Genomic DNA, 19,759 nt, shown 5'->3' with positions numbered 1-19,759 from the left:
GGTTCGTGAATCGAGAGTGGGCTACCGGGCAACCGGGCCGGTGATGCGGGAGAACGGATCCTGCACGGACCGCACGATCTCCTCGTCACTCGGCACGGCGAGGAACTGGTCGACGTTGTTCGCGGTGATGAGCGACTGGTCGACGAAGAACTCGCGGTTCTCACGGGGCAGCGACTCGACGTCGATTCCGCCGGTCATGGCCTGGTAGCAGATGGCGAGTCCCATTGCACCGTTGAAGTAGGGATCGGTCGTGTAGGTGGAGACCAGCTCCCCGTTCGCGATGGCGTCCAGGCCTTCCGGGGTGGCGTCCGCGGCGCTGGCGATCTTGATCTCCCCCGCGCGACCCGCCTCGCGGACCGCCTGCAGGGCGCCCAGCGCCATGGAATCCGTTGCGGCCCAGATACCGTTCACCTGGTCGCCGTACTTGTTGAGCAGGGTCTGCGTGGTGGTGTAGGCCTTGTTGCGGTCGAAGTCGGCGGGCTGGTCGTCGAGCAGGGCGACGCCGGACTGTCCGTCCATGGCCTGCTGGAAGCCCTGGAACCGGGTCTGGCTGATCTCGTTGGCGAGCAAACCCTGGAGCGCGATCACGCCGCCGGTGCCGCCGAGCGAATCGACGAGGGCCTTGCCCGTGTCGGCTCCCTGCTGGACGCCGTCGTAGGCGACGTAGGACGCCCATCCGTTCCCGACGTCCCAGGGGTGCAGGTCGGCCGGCTTGCTCCACTGGGTGACCGCGCACCCGCCGCTGTTCTGCACGGCGCGCACGATCGCGGGGGTGTCGGCGCTCGTGTTGGGGTTGATGTTGAGCAGGACGGTCTTGCCCGCCGCGAGCACCGACTGCAATTGCGACAGCGCGTTCTGCGAGTCGCCGCCGTAGACGATCACCTTCAGCTCGATCCCCAGCGATTCGGCGTATGCGCGGCTGCCCTGCACCCACGCGGCCTCGTACGGGTTGGTCAGCGACCGGACCTCGGAGACCATCACCATGTCGCCCCGGTCGACGGCTGCGCCGTCCCGCTCGATCTGTTCCGATCCCGTCGAGCAGGCGATGGCGGAGCTCGCCATGACGGAGACTGCCGCGGCAACGCCGACGGCCCGGGCTGCCGCCCTGATTGATCGTTGCGTCCGTGTCATCGTTCGTCCACTTCCTGAAAAAGAATGTAAACGCTTTCTTACCGTGATCGGCGTCACAAGTCAAGCGCTGCATGGTCTGGTCAAGGGTCATCCGGATCGACCGGACAGGCGAGAAACCGATTACAAATTGCTGGTGAGCCGCGCGGCCGCGACCGCGCCGGCCACGCGGCACCACATCGTGGGTGCGACGAGTGCCGCTTCGGAGCTTCCCGCCAGGTCGGTCAGCGAGAGCCCGATACCGGGCGGCGACGCCGCGAGACGGCCCGCGACGACCACCGATCGGGTCGCGGTGTCCGCGCACCGCTCCAGCACGGAACCGACGAGTTTGCCGGACAGCGACGTCGCGTCGAACTGGCCTTCACCGGTGACCACGACGTCGGCGCGGCCGAACTCGGCGCTCAGCCCGGTGAGTTCTGCGATGCGGGCGGCGCCCGGCACCAGCCGGCCGCCCCAGGCCGACAGTCCGAATCCCGTGCCGCCCGCAGCTCCGGCACCGGGTTCGTCGGGAGTGCACGGCAGTCGTGCGCCGAGGCAGGCGGCGAACGTCGCGAGCGCGCGATCCAGGAGGTCCCGCACCGCGGGGTCGGCGCCCTTCTGCGGCCCGAAGACGTGCGCCGCCCCCTGTGGGCCGCACAGGACGGCCGTCGTGTCCGTCAGCAGCTCGACGCCACCGGGTGGGGGCTCGGTCAGCGAGCCCACGTCGATCGCGGCGAGAGCGGCCAGGCCGGCACCCCCGTCGGAGATCTCCCGGCCGTCGCGGTCCAGGAGCTTCGCGCCGAGCGCCCGCAGGGCGCCCGCACCGCCGTCGGTGGACGCGGAACCGCCGAGTCCGATCAGCAGTGCCTTCGCGCCGTCCGCCAGTGCTGCGGCGATCACCTGTCCCAGCCCGGTCGTCGACGCTCCCCCCGGATCCGGCGAGTCCATCAGCGGCAGCCCACTCATCTGGGCGAGTTCGATCACCGCCGTACCGTCCCGGAGCAGCAGCCAGCGTCCGGTCGTGAGACGCCCGTCAGGACCCCGGACACCCGGCACCGCACGCCACACGCCGGTGTCGTGGCAGGACGCGACGGCGTCCACCGTGCCTTCGCCGCCGTCCGCCTGCGGGAGCAGGACCAGCTCGTCGTTCGGCCGGACCGTCGACCAGCCGGCCGCCAGAGCCGCCGCCACCTCCGTCGCCGTCAGTGAGCCCTTGAACGAATCCGGGGCCAGTACCACCCGCATCGAGCCGGCGTCAGTCGACGTCATCGGGGTGGGGTCCCGTGCGCTGATCGCGATTCAGAGCCGAGATCGCGTCCATCTCCGCGGCGGACAGCCGGAAACCGAACACGTTCGCGTTCTGCCGCATCCGGTGCACCGCAGAAGATTTCGGCAGTGGAATCGTCCCGATCTGCAAGTGCCAGCGCAGCACGATCTGCGCGACCGACACCCGGTGCCGGGCGGCGAGCGCCGCCAGGAGTGCGTGGTCGTTCAGATGCCCCCTCGCCAGCGGCGCCCACGCCTGGGTTCGGATGCCCATCGACCGGTGCAGATCCGTCAGTGCGGACTGCGTGAGCAGCGGGTGCAGTTCGACCTGATTGACCGCCGGGGTGATCGTCGCGATCTCCGCGAGCCGCTCGAGCTGTTCGGGCTGGAAGTTCGACACGCCGATCGCCCGCACCCGTCCGTCGTAGTACAGCTTCTCGAGTGCGCGCCACGTCTCCAGGTACAGTCCGCGGCCCGGTGCCGGCCAGTGGATGAGGCACAGGTCGATGCGGCCGAGTTTCGCCGCGCTCGCCTCGAAGGCGTCCAGTGCCTGCTGGTACCCCTGATCCTCGTTGGAGATCTTGGTGGTCACGAAGATCGCGTCCCGATCGACGTCCGCCCCGGCCAGCGCCGCACCGAGAGACGCCTCGTTGCCGTACATCGGGGCGGTGTCGAACGCACGATAGCCGGCGGCCAGCGCGTGCGACACCGTGGAACCCATGTCCTCGTCGGGGATGGTGAACAGGCCGAACCCGAGTGCGGGCATCGTGACGTCGTTGTTCAACGTGACCGAGGGAACGGTCGCCAGGCTCGTCATGTGATCGAGTACCCGCCGTCGACGGGCAGGACCACGCCGGTGACGTACCGCGCGGCGTCGGAGACCAGGAACAGCACCACGTCGGCGACGTCGTCGCCGTCGGCGAACCGTTGCAACGGGATACGGCTCAGCTTCTGGGCGCGGAAGTCTTCCTGCCCCAGCACGTCCGCCGTCATCGGGGTTTCGATGTAGCCCGGCGAGACGGTGTTGACGCGCACGCCGTGGGGGCCGAGTTCCACGGCCAGACCCTTGCCGAGCTGCGTCAGTGCGGCCTTCGTCGCACCGTAGGGAACGATCCCCGGGACGGCGCGATCCGCGGACAGCGACGCAATGTTCACGATGCTGCCGCGGGCGTCGACGAGCGACTTGGCCGCCTGCCGCGTCAGCCGGTAGGCCGCCGACAGATTGACGTCGAGGAGACGTTCCCACCCGTCCTCGTCCACGTCGATCGCCGTGGTCCGCAACTGGATCCCGGCCGCGTTGATCAGGATGTCGAGGCGCCCCGACAGCTGCTGGGCGAGATCGACGGCGCGTGCGCCGAACTCGGGGTCGGTGAGGTCGCCGCAGAGGCCGTGCCCGCCGAACTCCGCCGCGACGTCGGTGACCTTCGGGTCGGCGTCGGCCGCGACCACGAGTGCCCCGCTGCGGGCGAGGGCGCGGGCGATCGCCGAACCGATCCCGCCGGCCGCACCGGTCACGATGGCGGTCTTCCCGGACAGATCGACCGAGTTGGTGGATTGTGCAACGCCGCTCATGCCGCGGCTCCCTTCAGTACTGCCCGGCTGATGATGAGCCGCTGCATTTCGCTGGTGCCTTCGTAGATCTTCGTGATGCGGGCGTCGCGGTAGAGGCGCTCGACCTCGTATCCGCGGATGAAGCCGTTGCCGCCGAACACCTGCACGGCGGCGTCGGCGTGGCGCACGCATCCCTCGGACGCGTAGAGCTTGGCCATCGAGCAGAGCGTCTCGGCGTCCGCTGCCCCCGTGTCGAGCGCCCGCGCCGCCTCGACCGACAGCGCGGTGCCGGCCCGCAGCTCGGTGGCGACGGTGGCGAGGGAGAAGGAGATGCCCTGGTTGGCGGAGATCGGCTTGCCGAACTGGCTGCGGTCGAGGGACTGCCGGGTGGCGGCGTCCAGGGCGGCGCGGCTGATGCCGAGGCTCAGGCCCGAGATGCCGAGACGGCCCTTGGCCAGCACCTTCATCATGTAACCGAACGCCTTGCCTTCCTCGCCGAGGAGGGCGTCGGCCGACAGTGGGACGGAGTCGAACACCAGCCCGCCGACCTGCGAGGCCCGCTGGCCCATCTTGTGTTCGTGGTAGGCGCGGCTGACGCCGGGCTGGTCGACGTCCACCAGGAAGACGGAGATGCCGCCGCGCTTCCCGAGTTCGGGGTCGGTGACGGCGAGGACGACCGCGAAGTCCGCGACGGGGGCGTTGTGGATGTAGATCTTCTCGCCGGTGAGCACCCAGCCGTCGCCGCTGCGGACCGCCCGTGTGGTGATCGATCCGAGGTCGGATCCGGATCCCGGCTCGGTGAGCGCGTAGGCGCAGCGCTTCTCGGCGGAGAGCATCGGGCGCAGGTACTGCTCCTGCTGCTCGGGTGTGCCGTAGTTGCCGAGCAGGCTGCCGAGGATCTCGACGAGGCCGCACTGGTCGGCCACCGACGCGTACCCGTAGGACAGGGACTCCATGACGAACAGGTAGTCGAGGGCGGTGCCGCCGAAGCCACCGAACTTCTCGGGCACGGTGATGCCGAAGAGCCCGATCTTGCCCATCTCCCGGTAGATCTCTTCGGGGAATCGTTCGGTCTCGTCCAGTTCGGTGGCGACCGGACGGATCCGTTCGTCGACGAACTCGGCGACGAGCTTGCGTTCGTCGGCGCCGAGCACCGACGAGGGAATGACGCTGTTTCCGGTTGACATGCAGTTCTCCTCAGATGTGTACGGCGACGGGGGCGAACAACCCCGCGTCCATCAGGCGTGGGTTCTTGATGATCGGACGGAATCCCATGTGCGGCAGAATGTCCCGATCGATGTCGATGCCGGGTGCGATCTCGACGAGTTCGAGGCCGTCCCGGGTGAGGGCGAAGACGGCGCGTTCGGTGACATAGACCGCCTCACGTCCCTCGCGGACGGCGAGAGCACCGGAGTAGGTGACCTGATCGACACGGTCGACGAACTTCGGCACCGAGCCTTCGCGCCGGATCACCAGTTCTCCTCCGACGATCTCGACGTCCAGGCCGCGGGCGGTGAACGTTCCGCAGAACACGGCGCGCGGCGAGTTCTGGGAGATGTCGATGAACCCGCCCGGTCCGACGATTCCGCCGCCGATCTTGCTGACGTTGACGGCGCCGGTGGAGTCGACCTCGGCCATGCCGAGGCAGCTGACGTCGAGCATTCCGCCCGAGAACAGGTCGAACTGGGTGGTCGACGAATGCACGACCTTCGGTCCCCGCGCGGCCCCGAACAGATCGCCGGAGACGGGGATGCCGTCGATCAGTCCCTGTTCGATGGCGAGAGTGATGTCGTCCAGGCGATCCTGTTCGGCGAGCGCGTCCACGACCAGGGCGGACACCCCGAAGCCGACGTTGAGGACGTCGCCGTCCCGGACCTCGGCGGCGGCACGCCGGGCGATCAGCATGCGGATCGGGTCGTGGTTCGTGGCCCCGAAACCGGAGTTCGCAGCGTCGCCGGAGAGTTCCGGGTCGAATTCGCCCGCGTACGTCTGCCATTGGGCCGGTGCGTGGACGACGTCGTCCACCAGGACCGCCGGAATGTGCACGAGCCGCGGATCGATCGGCCGGTCCAGCAGGTTCTTCACCTGCACGATGACCCGGCCGCCGCTCGCCTTCGCCGCCTGAGCGACGGCCAGCGCGTCGAGCTGGGCCGCCTCGCCCGAGCACGTGACGTTCCCGGACGGGTCGATGGAATCGCCGCGGACGATGGCCACGTCGACGGGAAACGGCTTGTAGCGCAGGTACTCGCGGCCGTCCAGAGTCAGGAGTTCGACGAGGTCCTCGGTGGCGGACGGCGTGAACTTGCCCCCGCCGTGCCGTGGATCGACGAAGGTGTCGAGACCGGTCGCGGTGATGAGGCCCGGCCGGCGCGCACCGATCTCCCGCAGCAGCTGACTGATCGCGCCGCCGGGCCACGCGTACGCCTCGATCTCGTCGTTGCGAACGAGGTCGATCATGGTCGGCGACCACGTCCAGTGCCCGCCGATGACCCGCTTGACCATGCCCTTGTGCGCGAGGTGGTTGGTTCCGCGGCTCACCCGGTCGCCGATGCCGAGGGCGTGCACGATCGTGAGTTCCCTCGGCGATCCGGTCGCGAGGAAGCACTCCTCCAGTGCCTTCAGGACGGTGTCCGGTTCGAGGATCCCACCGCCCGAACCGGTGAGGGCGATGGTCGCTCCTGGCGCGATGTCGCTCACGGCTCGTGTCGCGGTGGTCAGTGTCCAGCGCCTCGAGGCGGCACCCGTTCCAGGCTGTGTCATATCCGCTCCTGTAAATGCTTACATTCTGCCAATCGGCCCATTAACGCTATGGACCTCGGTGATTGACACAGTATATTGTGAGCTGCACAACATCAAGAAAACGATTACAGGAGATTTCATGGCTTCGATCCTGCTGCCCGATCGCCACGGTTCGCCCACGACTCTCGCGTTGAACGCACCCGCCCGGCTGGACACCCGGTCCACGCCGCCGAGCAGCAGGGCGGTGTACGCGGCCTCGCACGTGGTGGCCCATCCGCTACGGGCGTCCGCGGAGAATGCCGCGGATCAGATCGACTGGGACGCCACCCTGCAACTGCGCCGCGACCTGTGGTCGCTGGGGCTCGGGGTGGCCGAGTCGATGGACACCGCCCAGCGCGGCATGGGGCTCGACTGGGCCGGTGCCCGGGAACTCGCCGTCCGCACGCTCACCGACGCGAAGGCGGTCGGCGGGAAGGTGGTCGTGGGCGTGGCCACCGATCAACTGAAGACCGACACCCCCACGCTCGACGAGATCCGCGACGCCTACCTCGAGCAGGTCGAGGCGATCGAATCCGCCGGCGGCGAGGTGGTGCTGATGGCGAGTCGGCACCTCGCCCGCGCCGCCACCGGCCCCGACGACTACCTCGCCGTGTACGACGCGGTGCTGTCGGCGGCCACCCGCCCGGTCGTCCTCCATTGGCTGGGCTCGGTGTTCGACCCCGCCCTCGACGGGTACTGGGGCTTCTCGGAGCCGGTTGCCGCGATGGACACCGTCCTGCAGATCATCACCACACATCACGAGCGCGTACGCGGCATCAAGGTCTCCCTGCTCGACCCCGCGCTCGAGATCGCCCTGCGCAACCGGATGCCCGACGACGTTCGGGTGTTCACCGGCGACGACTACAACTACGTCGACCTGATCGCCGGCGACGGCACCCACACCAGCGACGCCCTGCTGGGTGCGTTCGCCGCGCTCGGCCCGTTCGCCTCCGCCGCGTTCGCCCGGCTGGACGACGGCGACGAGCAGGGGTTCCGGAACATCCTGGGCCCCACCGAAACCCTGAGCCGGCTGCTGTTCGCCGCCCCGACGCAGTACTACAAGGTCGGCGTCGCGTGGTTGGCGTACCTGAACGGCAAGCAGGACCACTTCCGGATGATCGGCGGCTTCGAAACCGGCCGCAGCCTCACCCATCTGGCCGAACTGATCCGCGCGGCCGACGCGATCGGCCTGTTCACCGATCCCGACTTCACCGCCGCACGGGCCTCGGCATACTTCGCTGTGCACGGAATCCGCTGACATGGACCTCGCGCAGTGCAGTCTCAACTCCGTCACCGTCAAGGGTGCCGGCTTCACCGAGGTCGCCGAACTCGCCGAGCAGTGGGGGTTCGGCGGAGTCGGCCTGTGGCGGGACGTCCTCGACGGCGTGGACCTGGCGGGCGCGTCGGCCCGGCTCAGAGGGTCGGGGCTGCGCGTCACCAGCGTTTGCCGGGGCGGGATGTTCCCGCAACCGACCGCCGAGCTGCGACGAGAAGCCATGGCCGACAACCGAGTGGCGGTCGATCAGGCGCACGCCCTCGGCGCCGACTGCCTCGTCCTGGTCTGCGGCGCCGCCCACGGCGACCTCGCCGGCGCAAGATTGCAGGTCCACGACGGCATCGCCGAACTCGAGCCGTACGCCCGCCAGGCCGGTGTGCGGCTCGCGGTCGAGCCGATGCACCCGATGATGGCGTCGAGCCGGTCGGTGATCACGTCGCTTCAGGAGGCGAATGACCTGATCGAGGCGATCGATTCCGACCTGGTCGGCATCGCCCTCGACTCGTATCACGTGTGGTGGGATGCGGCGCTGCAGCAGCAGATCGCCCGGGCAGGCGAACGCCTGTTCTCGGTGCAACTCGCCGACTGGGTCACCCCGATCCAGGGCGAACTCAGCAGCCGCGGCATGCCCGGCGAAGGCTGCATCGACATGACCGGATTCGTCGCCGACTGCAGAAACGCCGGCTACGCGGGGCTCGTGGAGGTCGAGATCCTCAGCGACCGCTGGTGGGCCGAGGCCGCCCCGCGCGCGGTCCACGCCGCGGCGAACGGCCTCGCCGCCGTCTGAAACCCGGCTCAGCTCGCGGCGGGCCCCGTCGACTCGCGAATGACGACGTCGGCGGGGATCAGCGGCGGAGACGTGGTGGTCTCGTTGTTCAGGGCCGCGCGCATCAGCGACCACGCCTTGTCGCCCAGATCGATCTTCGGGCTCACCACCGTGGTCAGGCGTGGCGCCAGGTGGCGCGCCATGTCGATGTCGTCGAATCCGGTGACCGAAATGTCCTCGGGGACACGGAGTCCGCGCTCACGCAGCTTCGAGATGACGCCCAGCGCGGTCAGGTCGTTGAAACAGACGAGGGCGGTCGGCTCGTGCGTGAGTGCTTCTTCCACCACGTCGTAGCCACCCTCGATGGTTCCGTCCGACGGCACCGCCGTCGCCTCGATTCCGAGCACCTTCGCCATTTCGATGGCCCGCCACCGCTCACGGTTCTGCCAGGCCAGATCCGACCCCTTCACGTAGACGATCCGGCGGTGGCCCAGCTTCGCGAGGTGTCCGCACAGCTGCATCATGGGGGTGAAGTTGTCGACGGCGACCATGGGGAGATCGACTTCCAGTTCCACCCGGTTGACGAGCAGAACGGGAGTCGACTGCTTGGCGAGGTCCTTCAGACCACTCGTCGGAATCCTCGACGAGAGCAGCACGAGTCCGTCGACCTGACCGAGCAGGTCGAGTGCGGTGGCGAGTTCGTCGGCCGCGTCACCGGAGTAGTCGGCGACGAGCATGCGGTATCCGTCGGCGGTGGCGCCGTGGTGCATCTGCTTGACGACGTCGAAGAAATACGCGTTCGCCAGGTCGGGCAGGATCACGCCCATGTTTCTCAGCGACCCGAGGACGAGTCCGCGGGCCGCGGTGCTGGGCCGGTAGGACAGCTCGTCGGCGACCTTGTGGACCCGGGCCGCGAGGTCCGGGGTGACCGACGAGCTGCCGCTCATGACACGGGAGACGGTGGCGATCGAGACACCGGCCGCCTTGGCTACGGTATTGATCGTGACGCGACGGCTCGCGGGCACTCGGGTCTGATCAGCCATAGCTGCCTCTACATCTCTCGTCACCATTGCTACCGTCTGCCACCTCAGGGTGGAAACGCTTACAGCGTATCGCGAAGACGGCCCCGGATCACGTGGACATTCACTCCCTGCGCAACAAGGCGCGCGTCCCCAGCAGTTTCCGGGAGGTCAGCAGCACCTTGACGTGCCTGCTGCCGTTCGATTCGAGTTCCTCGACCGCACGGCCGAACTCGTCCAGCGCGAACGTCGCGGTGTGCAGCGGCGACGCGTCCACCCTCCCCGACTCGAGTAGTTCGGCCGCCTCGACGAAGTCCTGCCGGACGTAGTTCCGGCAGGCCACGACGGACAGTTCGCGGGCGTAGAGCGCGCTGTAGTCCAGGGTCAGTTCGTGCCCGGGTTTCGCGGACGCGATCGCCACGTAGCGGCCGCCGGGTGCGAGGACCCGCAGCGCCAGCCGAGACGATTCCTCGGTGCACACAGTGTCGTAGACGAGGTCGACCGAGTCCGTCCGCTCCCGGAGCCAGCTCTCGAGCGCGTCCCCCGAGTCGGTCGTGAAGTCGCTCATCCCGCACGCCAGGGCAGGCTGTTCACGTTCGGTGTAGCGATCGACACCGAACACCCGGACGCCGCGACTCCGGGCCACCAGCGTGGTCGCGAGACCGATCGCACCGGTCCCGATGACCAGCGCGGTGTCCCCCTCCGACGCGCCGCCGCGCCGGACCACGTGAACGCCGACGGCGAGCGGTTCGACGAGCGCCCCGAAACGGTCCAGCACCGAGTCGCTCACCGGCACGCACTGCGCCTCGGGAACGACGAATTCCTCGCTGAAGCACCCGCGTGGGTCGGACAATCCGAACACCCGGATGCTCGGGCAGTTGTTGATCCTGCCGTCGCGGCAGGCGCGGCACAGGCCGCACCCCGTTGTCGGGTAGACCATCACCGGCTGACCGACCGTGAGACTCGTGCCCGGACCCACCCGCGACACGCGTCCGGCGCATTCGTGGCCCAGCACCGTCGGATATGCGGCGACGGCGTTCCGGCCACGCAGATGCGACAGGTCGCCGCCGCAGATCCCGGCCGAGTCGAGAGCGACGAGCACCTCCCCCTCGCCTGGCCGCGTGACGTCACCGTGGTCGAGGCGATACTCGTTCGGGCCGTCGACCCGAATACTCAAGACTGACATGCGCTTTCCCTTTCCTCGGAGACGGTGATCGTGATCGGCGTCGCGCCGGCTGCGGCGGACCGGTAGGCGGCGTCGATCACGGACTGCACGGGCAGCCCGGACCGGGCGTCGGACAACGGTGCCGTGCCTGCCGCCCAACTGGTGAAGACGTCGTCGTACAGAGACCGGAACCACGCCGTCATGGACAGCGGGTCCGGCCCGGACGCGTCGACGTGCCCGTCGACGAGTGGGCGGACGCCGTCGCCGATCTGGACGAGCGAATCACCCACCAGCCGTAGCTGTCCCGCGTCGCCGTAGAGGTGGATCGTCTCGGCTCCACCCGGCCACGCCGCCGTGCTCGCCGTCACCGATGCCGTGTGCGTGCCGTGGTCGATCAGGAGGTGAATCGTGTCCTCGGCCTCGAGCCGGCCTCGGCTGGTGGAAGCCGTGGCCACGACACTGCGCGCGGGGCCGGTCAGCGACAGGTAGAGGTCGAGGGTGTGGATGGCCTGGGTGATCAGCACGCCGCCGCCGTCGCGGTTCCAGGTGCCGCGTCCGGCCTCGGCGTAGTAGGAGTCGGGGCGCCACAGCGGGACGGTGACGGTCGCCGAGCGGAGCGCGCCGATCGCGCCGTCCGAGAGTAGCCGCCGCGCGCGACGCGCCGCCTCCTTGTAGCGGTGTTGCAGCGTGACCGCGGCCCGCACGCCGGACCGCTCGGCGACGTCGTCGATCGCCTGCGCTTCGTGCAATGACGCCGCCAGCGGTTTGTCGATCACCAGGTCCAGGCCGCGCTCGGCCAGTGCCGACGCGACGGCCAGGTGACTGGACGGCGGCGTGACCACCACCGCCGTGTCGGCGTCCAGGGCTACTGCCGCATCGAGGCTCGGGAGTATCCGTGCCTCCGGTGCCAGTCGGCGTGCGGCCGCCGCCCTCGTCTCGTCGCGCGTCACCACACCGACCACGTGGGCGCCGACAGCCCGGAGAGCCGTGAGATGCGCGGCGCTCGCGAGGCCGGCACCGACCACCACGACACGACGGGTCACGATGCGGCCTCGGCGGTCTGTCGCGAGCCCACGCTCCGGCCGAGGGTCTCGGGAAGCAGGGCGATGCCGATCAGCCCGACCACGCTCAAGCCCATGAGGTAGCTCGCGACGAGCCAGGGCGTTCCGCCCGCGATGGCGACGAGGGCGGTGGCGACCAGCGGGATCGTGCCGCCGACCACGGCGGCCGGGATCTCCCGGGAGATCGCGATACCGCTCCACCGGATCTTGGTGGGAAACAGTTCGGAGAGCAGCGCACCGCCCGGACCGGACGTCGTGCCCTGGACGAGGCAGATTCCGAGGATCAGCGCCAATCCGACCATCCACGGCGACCGCGTGTCGAGCATCATGAACATCGGGAACGGGAACACGATGCCGAAGACGGCGCCGGACAACAGGACCGGCTTGCGGCCGATCTTGTCGGCCAGTCGGCCGAACCCGATGATGACGGGGATGGCGCAGAACTCGGCGACGATCAATCCGATCAGGGCCTGGGTGGAATCGACGCCGAGGGTCTTGGTCACGAACGAGAGCGCGAAGACCTGCATGACGTAGGCCCACGGGATCACGAAGCTGAACAGGGCCAGCCCGCACAGGATCTGCCGCCAGTGGTTTCGGACCGCCTCGACCAGCGGGGCGCGGTCCACCTCCCCGTGCTGCGCGGCCTCCTCGAACACCGCCGTCTCGTTCACCTTCAGCCGCAGATAGCCGGCCACGAGAACGATGACGGCGCTGGCCAGGAACGGAATTCGCCAGCCCCAGGACAGGAAGAGGTCGTCGGGCATCAGCGTGAGCAACGCGAAGATCATGGTGGCGCCGCCGGTTCCGACGTAGATCGCGGCCCCCGGATACGCACTGGAGAGCGCTCGCCGGGAGCTGTCCGTGGATTCGGTGACCATCGTGATCGCCCCGGCGAACTCGGCGCCCGCGCCCGCACCCTGGAACAGGCGAAGGACGATCAGGAGAATCGGCGCCCAGATACCGATCGAGTCCGCGGTGGGCAGCGCACCGATCAGCGTCGTCGAGGCGCCCATGACGAGCAGGGTCATGAGGAGCATCGGCTTGCGGCCGAGCCGATCGCCGAAGTGGGCGAAGACGAGTCCACCGATCGGGCGGGCGCCGAGCCCGACGGCGAACGTCCCGAAGGCGGCCATCGTGCCGGCGAGGGAACCCGCCCCGGGGAAGTAGAGGGGCCCGAAGACCAGGGCGGCTGCGAGACCGTAGAGCGTGAAGTCGTACCACTCGATCACGGTTCCCGCCGCGCTCGCCTTGATCACCCGGCGGCGTTGCTGCCCTGCCGACCCGTGCGGCACCGCGGTCGACCGCTCGGTGCCGAGTTCGGTCATGCCCATCGAGAACTCCTGACTGTGAAGGGAAACTGCCGGAACCCGACTACTATGACCCACGTCACCGAATTTGTAAACGCTTTCTCACAAGCGCGGCAGGATTCCCGTTTTCACAGTTCACAGCTATATGCTCGACGTTTAACGACTAGACCCGGTCAGATATCGCTTTCATTTCGCTGGCGGGTCGGCCCGCCACGCGGTCAGGCGGGACCCATGTCCGCCGATCGCCAGTGCTCGGGGCGGAGATAGATGGCGACCTGTTCGCCGAGTTCGGCCCGGGCGAAGTCGAGGTAGGCGTCGACCTTCTCCGGCGCGAGGTAGCGCTCGGTGATCTCCCGCAGCTGGGCGTCGGTTCCCGGGACGCTTCGCGTCACCGAGCCCTCGACGGAGACGTATCGGACGGTGGGGTCGACTCGTTCGACCATCATGGTGAATCGCCCGGCCGCCTCGATGAGGCGCGCCTTCTCCGAACCGGCGCCGGTCAGTACCCACAGATCACCGCCCGCGGCGTACTGATACCAGATCGGGACCGTCAGAGGTCCGCGGTTCTCACCAGCGGAGACCGACAGCGCCGCGATGTGCGGCTCGGACAGGAACTGTTCGCGCTCGGACACAGACAATGGCATGACCTCGACGATAGGAGCCCCCACCGACAGGTTCCGGAGCCCCGCAGCGGCGCGGCGGACCGATTGAATGGAACCTGGCGGTTCGAAACGGTTAGATGGGACCTGAGGTTCCGGACAGTGCAGCGTCGTACGTCGAAGTGAACGGAGACACAGATGCCAGGCCCAGTCGCGAGATTGGCACCCCAAGCAGTCCTCACTCCACCCAGCCCTGCCTCCCTGTTCCTGGTGCTCGTCGCCGGGGACTCCGACGACGACCTCGCGACGGTGTGCGACGTGCTCTCCGGTATCGACGGACCGCTCAAGGCGGTGGGATTCCGCGAACTCGCCGGCTCCCTGTCCTGCGTGGTCGGTGTCGGTGCGCAGTTCTGGGACCGCGTGAGCGCGTCGTCGAGGCCGGCGCGCCTGCATCCGTTCGTCCCGCTGTCCGGACCGGTCCACAGCGCGCCCTCCACGCCGGGTGACGTCCTGTTCCACATCAAGGCCGCCCGCAAGGACCTGTGCTTCGAACTGGGGCGCCAGATCGTCTCCGCACTGGGCTCCGCCGCCACCGTGATCGACGAGGTGCACGGCTTCCGCTACTTCGACTCCCGCGACCTCCTCGGATTCGTCGACGGCACCGAGAATCCCACGGACGACGACGCCGCGGACGCCGCACTGATCGGCGACGAGGATCCCGACTTCCGGGGCGGCAGTTACGTGATCGTGCAGAAGTACCTGCACGACATGAGCGAGTGGAACACGCTGAGCACCGAGGAGCAGGAACGCGTCATCGGGCGCACCAAGCTCGAGAACGTCGAACTCGACGACGACGTCCAGCCCAGCAATTCGCACGTCACCCTCAACACCATCGTCGACGACGACGGCGTCGAACACGACATCCTCCGGGACAACATGGCATTCGGCAGCCTCGGCGAGGCTGAATACGGTACCTACTTCATCGGGTACGCCAAGGATCCCGCCGTCACCGAGCTGATGTTGCGACGCATGTTTCTCGGTGAGCCGCCCGGCAATTACGACCGCATTCTCGACTTCTCCACGGCGGCCACCGGCACGTTGTTCTTCGTGCCGAGCCGGGACGTGCTCGAATCGCTCGGCGACGAGCAGGCCGATGCGGAGTCGGCACCCGAAGACCCGGTCGAGCCCGACGCGGCCGGCCCGTACGACCTGTCCCTGAAAATCGGTGGTCTCAAAGGAGTATCGCAATGAGTGATTCGAGCAATCTGCACCGCAACCTGGCACCCGTCACCGAGGTTGCCTGGCAGCAGATCGGCGAAGAGGCCGCCCGCACGTTCAAGCGGCACGTCGCGGGCCGACGCGTCGTCGACGTCGCGGGACCGTTCGGATACTCCTACTCGGCCCACAACCTCGGCCGGGTCACCCCGATCAAGACGTCGGACAGCAGGATCCGCGCGCAGCAGCGGCAGGTCGACCCGCTCGTCGAACTCCGGTTCCCGTTCACCCTCAGCCGCGCCGAGGTCGACGACGTCGCCCGGGGTTCCCTCGATTCCGACTGGCAGCCCGTCAAGGACGCCGCGAAGGCCGTCGCGTTCGCGGAAGATCAGTCGATCTTCCAGGGATTCGACGAGGCGGGCATCCGCGGACTCGGGCCGTCCAGCGACAACCCGGTCCTCAGCCTGCCGGAGGACCCGCTGCTGATCCCCGACGCCGTCGCCTCCGCGCTGTCGGCGCTGCGACTCGCCGGTGTCGAGGGACCGTATTCGGTGGTGCTCGACGCCGACGCGTACACCGCGGTCAGCGAGACCCGAGACGAGGGACATCCCGTGTTCCACCACCTGCGCGACCTGGTCACCGGCGACATCATCTGGGCACCCGCCATCAGCGGCGGGTACGTGCTGTCCACTCGCGGCGGCGACAACCAGCTGACCCTCGGCACCGACCTGTCGATCGGCTACGACAGCCACACCGCCACCGATGTCACGCTCTACCTCGAAGAGACGTTCACGTTCGCCTCGCTCACCGCGGAGGCGGCGGTCGTCCTCGCGCGCTGACGCACGCCGGGGCCGTCAGCCGCCGAACAGCAGGTACAGCCCACCGAAGGTGTACGTCACCATCGTGAACAGCAGTGCCAGCTGCCCGGTGAGCTGATGACCCCGCGGCAGGACCCGCACGGATTTGTCGTGTGCCGCAATCACTCCGAGGACATGTCCCGCGAGGACGCACAGTACCTTGATCGACGCCGTCGCGGCCGGATGCTCGGACAGCACGTACCAGACGTCGGCGTCGCCGAGTCCCAGCGGGTTCCATCCCCGCCCCATCGGGTCGGCCAGCAGGATCACCGTCGCCTGCCCCTTCTCCACCAGATACGTCAGATAGTGGGCGAAGACGTAGCCGATGATGATCGGGATCAACGAATGCGACAGCAGCCCCGGGAGGGCGGCGCGCTGCTCGGGCCGTAGACCGCCCGTCGCCCGCGCAGCCAACCAGAACGACACCCCGACGAAGCCGATGAACACCAGCAGCCCCGCCGTGCGCGCGAGGGTGGCGCCGATCGGCGAACCGATTCCGTCCACCAGCCGTGACCACCACGGGAAGGCCGAGAAACTGTCGAAGGCCGTGGACCCCAGCAGCGTTGCCATCAACGCGACGGAGCCGGCACGGACGGGCATCGATCCCAGGTGGTCCAGCGGATTGCGCAGCACGATCCGGCCGTCGTGCCGATCCCGGCTCAGCGGAGACAACCGCGACGCCAGCGTGCTGTACACCTCGAACGGATCGCCCCGCTCACACCAGCGTTCGCCGCACGCGAAGGCCCCGGCCGTCGTGACCACGACGTAGACCAGCAGCCAGGTGCGCACAGCGGCAACGGAACCCGGGTCGCCGGAGGCGAGTTCGAGCCAGACGAAGGCGAACAGGCCGGCGACCGCGGGCCGGTATCCCCACGAGTTGCGGTACCGCGCAGTGCCTTCCGTCGGCGAGCGGCCGATCACCGCGCACACCGATCGGTGAAGTGTGCGGACCGGGGAGAGCACCCGCCACACCGGTCCGAACGCCAGCGACACCGCGACCAGTCCCACCCAGAGCAGCACGTAGAACACACCCGGCAGTGCATTCTCCGAGGATGCCCCGGGTCCGAAGAAGGCCGCCAGCGCCACCCACACCGCGAACACCACACCGAACGCCGCCAGCGCGTTCCGCGTGATCGGCGCATCGGCGAACTGCGTCACCCAGCGCGGCAGCCTGCGACCCGGACTGTCCGGATCCAGCTTCGGCGTGCGCCACGCGAACGCCAGGACCACGAAGGAGACGGTGAGCGCCCAGCTCGCCCCGATCAGCGCATACGTGAACGGGATCGGAAGATCGGTGGATCCGCCGAGGCCGTGCGCGAGAACAGCGGTCATGGACGCACGAGCAGGGTGGCCACCGTCTTACCCGTGTCGTGCAACTCCATCGCCACCTGGCCCGGAACGTCCACGGAGAACTGGGTTTCCTGGGTTCCGGGGTGAATCTCGAACGAATGCTCCGGCACGGCGTGCACGTGCAGTTCGTCGTCGGCGTCGCTCTCGATCCGCACGGTGATGGTCTCCCCCACCGTGGCCTCGATGCGCTCGTTGTCCGGTGTGACCGATCCGCCCCCGATCACGACGTCGATTACGACACCGTCCTCCGTTGCCGGAGTGTCGACGTCGCCACCACATCCCGACACCAGGGCGACCACGACAGCAGGTACCACGACAACTCCGGCCAACCGCCTGATCACCTAATTCTCCTCGTCTTTCTCACTCGGGCCGTGTTTCGCACTCTCGGCATTCTCGGCCGCTTCCGCCTTGCGGTCCCGGACCGCCAGATAGATCACCAGGCCGGCCACCAGGAAGGCCGGGACGAACGCGGGAATCGCCAATAGCACCGAGTGATCGGCGAGATAGACGACGTCCGGGTCGTTCACCGGGTTCATGTCACCTTCACGTCCTCACGGGTTCCGGTGGTCGCCTGCCCCTGCGTGTACTTGCTGATCCGGCCCGCTCCCCACGCCAGCGCGGTGATCAGCGCAAGAGTGCACACGAGCACGACCAGCGACGCGGCACCGAACAGCCAGGACGGGTGATCGAAGTTGCGCTCCCGCTGCAGGATGGTGATCTCCGGGACGAAGTCGCGGGTCGAGGACGCGACGGCGGGGAGTTCCTCGGCGCCGATGCCCGGGTCGCTGGGCAGGTAGATCGGGACGGCCGTCATCGTGCGGCCGTCCTGCACGCGCAGCAACGTCTTCCACGTTCCGTGGACCGGCACCGGTTCGTGAGTCCGGTAGGTGCCGGGCCCGGTGCGTTCGAGTCGGTCGACCGTGAATCCGTTGCCCAGTCCGGGGCCGCCCTGCCAGGACAGAATGGACACCCAGGCAGGATTGTCGCCGGCGAGATCGGGTGGGTCGATGCGAACCTCCGCGTCGACCATCCGGCCGCCGTCGGGGGCGGCCTCCGTCAGAGCGATTGTCGCCGTGGCCTTGTCCGGAACCGTAGCGACGAGACCGTTGGCAGTGGCCCCGGCGATCACCACGACCGTGGCGACGACGATGGTGCGGCTGATCGCGGGACGCGGAAGCCCCTCGGATCGGAGCACCCGCCCGAGCAGCGCTCCGCAGGCCCCGGCCGCGATGCCCACGGGCACCGCCATGGCCAGCGCCTCCGGCCACATGCTGGTGGGCCAGGGGTAGATGTACACGGCGTCGATCCACAGCGACTCGAGCCACAGCCCGACCGTCGCGACGAGCAGTCCGCCGACGGCACCGAAGGCCACCCGGTTCTTGATCAGCGGTGTCAGGGCGAGCAATTCGATCAGCACTGCGGCGCCGAGGCACAGTTCGAACACGTTCGTGGGGGCGCCGAGAACCGGCCCCACCATCAGTGCCGTGATCGCGCGCACGACGCCGGCCACCGCCACGGCCACGATCGCCGCGAAGGGTCCGAGAACGATGCGGGCCGCCACCAGGGTGAACGCGGCCGCACCGGCGATCATCATCGGTTGCAGGACGAGGCGGAACTGTTCGACGCCGAAGTCGTATTCGATCTGGAAGACGGACAGGCCGATGAGCAGGCCACCGAACGTGCCACACCGCAGGAACCAGATCAGCCTGCTGTCCTGCTCGGTGTCGCCGGGGGTCGCCATCCGGCCCTCGTAATCGAGGAGCAGGACGCCGATCAGCGACAGTCCCGCACCGCCGATCAGCATCAGGTGCGTCGGCCCCCACAGCGTGACGTCCTGACCGAAGACGCGATGCCAGACGTCGTCGAGCGGGAAGCCGATGAGGGCGTACAGCCCGGCCCCGGCGACCAGGACGCCGCCGACCGGGACGTACCAGGTGCGGGTGATCTTGATCGCGGCCGGACCGGGCTTCTCGTCGCGCGGCAGGATCATCGCCAGCATTCCCGTGATGAACAGCAGGAAGAGTCCGACGAGGATGAAGTAGTGCGCGGGGTTCGCGAGCGGCCCGTCGTCGCGGCCTCGCCCGATGTGCAGGCTGACGTCCCAGATGAAACCGAAGAACGCCGTCAGGATGGTCCCGACGAAGGTCACCAGGGGCAGGGCCACCCACGGGGGCCGGTCGAGCGCGCGCGCCGCCGTGTCGGCGGTCGTCTGCAGCCACGTGATCTTGCGTGTGCGGTGCAGGTACGCGATCCACAGTAGACCGACGGTGATGATCGCCGTCGCCACCGAGATTCCGATGATCTGGTCGAACGCCGCACCGCCACCCTCTCCGCCCGATTGGGCAAGAATGGGTGAACTCGGAGTAACAGTAACTTGGCTCACGTGGTGATTATGTGCGCCTCCTGCCGAAAATGCCAGACCCTCGAGGCGGAAAGCATCGG

19 protein-coding genes are annotated in these 19,759 nt (G+C 68.4%); 4 read left to right on the top strand and 15 right to left on the bottom strand.

Features of this window, described 5'->3' with window-relative positions; translation table 11 throughout:
• Positions 1-21: 21 nt before the first annotated feature.
• The 6 genes from DTA22_RS35305 to DTA22_RS35280 all read right to left on the bottom strand — a co-directional run bounded on the left by DTA22_RS35305 (position 22) and on the right by DTA22_RS35280 (position 6,684).
• Positions 22-1,062: a sugar ABC transporter substrate-binding protein gene (locus DTA22_RS35305; RefSeq protein ID WP_037226227.1), complete on the bottom strand. Its 1,041-nt coding sequence runs from the start codon at positions 1,060-1,062 to the stop codon at positions 22-24.
• A gap of 189 nt (positions 1,063-1,251) precedes the next feature.
• Positions 1,252-2,376 carry a glycerate kinase gene (locus DTA22_RS35300; protein ID WP_112302488.1) on the bottom strand — a complete coding sequence of 375 codons (1,125 nt, stop codon included), beginning with the start codon at positions 2,374-2,376 and terminating at the stop codon, positions 1,252-1,254.
• Positions 2,363-3,190: an aldo/keto reductase gene (locus DTA22_RS35295; protein WP_037225776.1), complete on the bottom strand. Its 828-nt coding sequence runs from the start codon at positions 3,188-3,190 to the stop codon at positions 2,363-2,365. The genes DTA22_RS35300 and DTA22_RS35295 overlap by 14 nt, the downstream gene beginning before the upstream one ends.
• Complete coding sequence (locus DTA22_RS35290; RefSeq protein WP_112302487.1) at positions 3,187-3,945, bottom strand: SDR family NAD(P)-dependent oxidoreductase; 759 nt, start codon at positions 3,943-3,945, stop codon at positions 3,187-3,189. The genes DTA22_RS35295 and DTA22_RS35290 overlap by 4 nt, the downstream gene beginning before the upstream one ends.
• Positions 3,942-5,111, bottom strand: a complete 1,170-nt coding sequence (locus DTA22_RS35285; RefSeq protein WP_037225780.1) for an acyl-CoA dehydrogenase family protein — start codon at positions 5,109-5,111, stop codon at positions 3,942-3,944. Before DTA22_RS35285 ends, DTA22_RS35290 begins: the two co-directional genes overlap by 4 nt.
• Before the next feature lie 10 nt (positions 5,112-5,121).
• Positions 5,122-6,684 (bottom strand): CoA-transferase, encoded by a 1,563-nt coding sequence (locus tag DTA22_RS35280; RefSeq protein WP_037225782.1) that lies wholly within the window; start codon positions 6,682-6,684, stop codon positions 5,122-5,124.
• Between the two features lie 118 nt (positions 6,685-6,802).
• Between DTA22_RS35280 and DTA22_RS35275 the strand changes: the two genes are divergently transcribed.
• Positions 6,803-7,960: a dihydrodipicolinate synthase family protein gene (locus tag DTA22_RS35275; RefSeq protein ID WP_112302486.1), complete on the top strand. Its 1,158-nt coding sequence runs from the start codon at positions 6,803-6,805 to the stop codon at positions 7,958-7,960.
• A gap of 1 nt (position 7,961) precedes the next feature.
• Positions 7,962-8,765 carry a sugar phosphate isomerase/epimerase family protein gene (locus DTA22_RS35270; RefSeq protein ID WP_112302485.1) on the top strand — a complete coding sequence of 268 codons (804 nt, stop codon included), beginning with the start codon at positions 7,962-7,964 and terminating at the stop codon, positions 8,763-8,765.
• Between the two features lie 8 nt (positions 8,766-8,773).
• Here the strand turns inward: DTA22_RS35270 and DTA22_RS35265 are convergent, their stop codons facing one another.
• The 5 genes from DTA22_RS35265 to DTA22_RS35245 all read right to left on the bottom strand — a co-directional run bounded on the left by DTA22_RS35265 (position 8,774) and on the right by DTA22_RS35245 (position 13,940).
• Positions 8,774-9,787, bottom strand: coding sequence for a LacI family DNA-binding transcriptional regulator (locus tag DTA22_RS35265; RefSeq protein ID WP_112302484.1), 1,014 nt, complete (start codon positions 9,785-9,787; stop codon positions 8,774-8,776).
• Positions 9,788-9,887: 100 nt separating this feature from the next.
• On the bottom strand, positions 9,888-10,940 hold the full coding sequence (locus tag DTA22_RS35260) for an alcohol dehydrogenase catalytic domain-containing protein (RefSeq protein WP_112302558.1): 1,053 nt from the start codon (positions 10,938-10,940) through the stop codon (positions 9,888-9,890).
• Positions 10,937-11,971 (bottom strand): Gfo/Idh/MocA family protein, encoded by a 1,035-nt coding sequence (locus DTA22_RS35255; protein WP_112302483.1) that lies wholly within the window; start codon positions 11,969-11,971, stop codon positions 10,937-10,939. The genes DTA22_RS35260 and DTA22_RS35255 overlap by 4 nt, the downstream gene beginning before the upstream one ends.
• The gene (locus DTA22_RS35250; protein ID WP_112302482.1) at positions 11,968-13,320 is read right to left on the bottom strand and encodes an MFS transporter; all 1,353 of its coding nucleotides are present in this window, start codon (positions 13,318-13,320) and stop codon (positions 11,968-11,970) included. Before DTA22_RS35250 ends, DTA22_RS35255 begins: the two co-directional genes overlap by 4 nt.
• A 194-nt stretch (positions 13,321-13,514) precedes the next feature.
• Complete coding sequence (locus DTA22_RS35245; protein ID WP_112302481.1) at positions 13,515-13,940, bottom strand: pyridoxamine 5'-phosphate oxidase family protein; 426 nt, start codon at positions 13,938-13,940, stop codon at positions 13,515-13,517.
• A 153-nt stretch (positions 13,941-14,093) separates the two neighbouring features.
• Here DTA22_RS35245 and DTA22_RS35240 point away from each other — a divergent pair, with 153 nt between their 5' ends.
• Positions 14,094-15,146: a Dyp-type peroxidase gene (locus DTA22_RS35240; RefSeq protein ID WP_112302480.1), complete on the top strand. Its 1,053-nt coding sequence runs from the start codon at positions 14,094-14,096 to the stop codon at positions 15,144-15,146.
• A complete protein-coding gene (locus DTA22_RS35235) occupies positions 15,143-15,949 on the top strand; it encodes a family 1 encapsulin nanocompartment shell protein (protein ID WP_005251300.1) in 807 nt (268 codons plus the stop codon). The genes DTA22_RS35240 and DTA22_RS35235 overlap by 4 nt, the downstream gene beginning before the upstream one ends.
• Before the next feature lie 15 nt (positions 15,950-15,964).
• Here DTA22_RS35235 and DTA22_RS35230 read toward each other — a convergent pair whose 3' ends face one another.
• From DTA22_RS35230 to DTA22_RS35215, 4 genes are read right to left on the bottom strand one after another with little or no spacing between them, the layout of a single operon-like run.
• Positions 15,965-17,299, bottom strand: a complete 1,335-nt coding sequence (locus DTA22_RS35230; protein WP_112302479.1) for a hypothetical protein — start codon at positions 17,297-17,299, stop codon at positions 15,965-15,967.
• Positions 17,296-17,658: a hypothetical protein gene (locus DTA22_RS35225; RefSeq protein ID WP_037225801.1), complete on the bottom strand. Its 363-nt coding sequence runs from the start codon at positions 17,656-17,658 to the stop codon at positions 17,296-17,298. The genes DTA22_RS35230 and DTA22_RS35225 overlap by 4 nt, the downstream gene beginning before the upstream one ends.
• The gene (locus DTA22_RS35220; RefSeq protein ID WP_037225804.1) at positions 17,659-17,853 is read right to left on the bottom strand and encodes a hypothetical protein; all 195 of its coding nucleotides are present in this window, start codon (positions 17,851-17,853) and stop codon (positions 17,659-17,661) included.
• Complete coding sequence (locus DTA22_RS35215; protein ID WP_037225805.1) at positions 17,850-19,700, bottom strand: hypothetical protein; 1,851 nt, start codon at positions 19,698-19,700, stop codon at positions 17,850-17,852. The genes DTA22_RS35220 and DTA22_RS35215 overlap by 4 nt, the downstream gene beginning before the upstream one ends.
• Between the last annotated feature and the right edge of the window lie 59 nt (positions 19,701-19,759).

It is taken from the genome of Rhodococcus wratislaviensis (assembly GCF_900455735.1).
Lineage (GTDB): Bacteria > Actinomycetota > Actinomycetes > Mycobacteriales > Mycobacteriaceae > Rhodococcus_F > Rhodococcus_F wratislaviensis.
The sequence above is the reverse complement of the archived record's forward strand: the minus strand, read 5'-3'. Positions and strand labels throughout refer to the sequence as shown.

Bases quoted from the DNA above. Each gene is read 5' to 3' on its own strand.
- DTA22_RS35305 (WP_037226227.1), bottom strand. From the start codon at position 1,062: ATGGCGAGCTCCGCCATCGCCTGCTCGACGGGATCGGAACAGATCGAG.
- DTA22_RS35300 (WP_112302488.1), bottom strand. From the start codon at position 2,376: ATGACGTCGACTGACGCCGGCTCGATGCGGGTGGTACTGGCCCCGGAT.
- DTA22_RS35295 (WP_037225776.1), bottom strand. From the start codon at position 3,190: ATGACGAGCCTGGCGACCGTTCCCTCGGTCACGTTGAACAACGACGTC.
- DTA22_RS35290 (WP_112302487.1), bottom strand. From the start codon at position 3,945: ATGAGCGGCGTTGCACAATCCACCAACTCGGTCGATCTGTCCGGGAAG.
- DTA22_RS35285 (WP_037225780.1), bottom strand. From the start codon at position 5,111: ATGTCAACCGGAAACAGCGTCATTCCCTCGTCGGTGCTCGGCGCCGAC.
- DTA22_RS35280 (WP_037225782.1), bottom strand. From the start codon at position 6,684: ATGACACAGCCTGGAACGGGTGCCGCCTCGAGGCGCTGGACACTGACC.
- DTA22_RS35275 (WP_112302486.1), top strand. From the start codon at position 6,803: ATGGCTTCGATCCTGCTGCCCGATCGCCACGGTTCGCCCACGACTCTC.
- DTA22_RS35270 (WP_112302485.1), top strand. From the start codon at position 7,962: ATGGACCTCGCGCAGTGCAGTCTCAACTCCGTCACCGTCAAGGGTGCC.
- DTA22_RS35265 (WP_112302484.1), bottom strand. From the start codon at position 9,787: ATGGCTGATCAGACCCGAGTGCCCGCGAGCCGTCGCGTCACGATCAAT.
- DTA22_RS35250 (WP_112302482.1), bottom strand. From the start codon at position 13,320: ATGGGCATGACCGAACTCGGCACCGAGCGGTCGACCGCGGTGCCGCAC.
- DTA22_RS35245 (WP_112302481.1), bottom strand. From the start codon at position 13,940: ATGCCATTGTCTGTGTCCGAGCGCGAACAGTTCCTGTCCGAGCCGCAC.
- DTA22_RS35240 (WP_112302480.1), top strand. From the start codon at position 14,094: ATGCCAGGCCCAGTCGCGAGATTGGCACCCCAAGCAGTCCTCACTCCA.
- DTA22_RS35235 (WP_005251300.1), top strand. From the start codon at position 15,143: ATGAGTGATTCGAGCAATCTGCACCGCAACCTGGCACCCGTCACCGAG.
- DTA22_RS35230 (WP_112302479.1), bottom strand. From the start codon at position 17,299: ATGACCGCTGTTCTCGCGCACGGCCTCGGCGGATCCACCGATCTTCCG.
- DTA22_RS35220 (WP_037225804.1), bottom strand. From the start codon at position 17,853: ATGAACCCGGTGAACGACCCGGACGTCGTCTATCTCGCCGATCACTCG.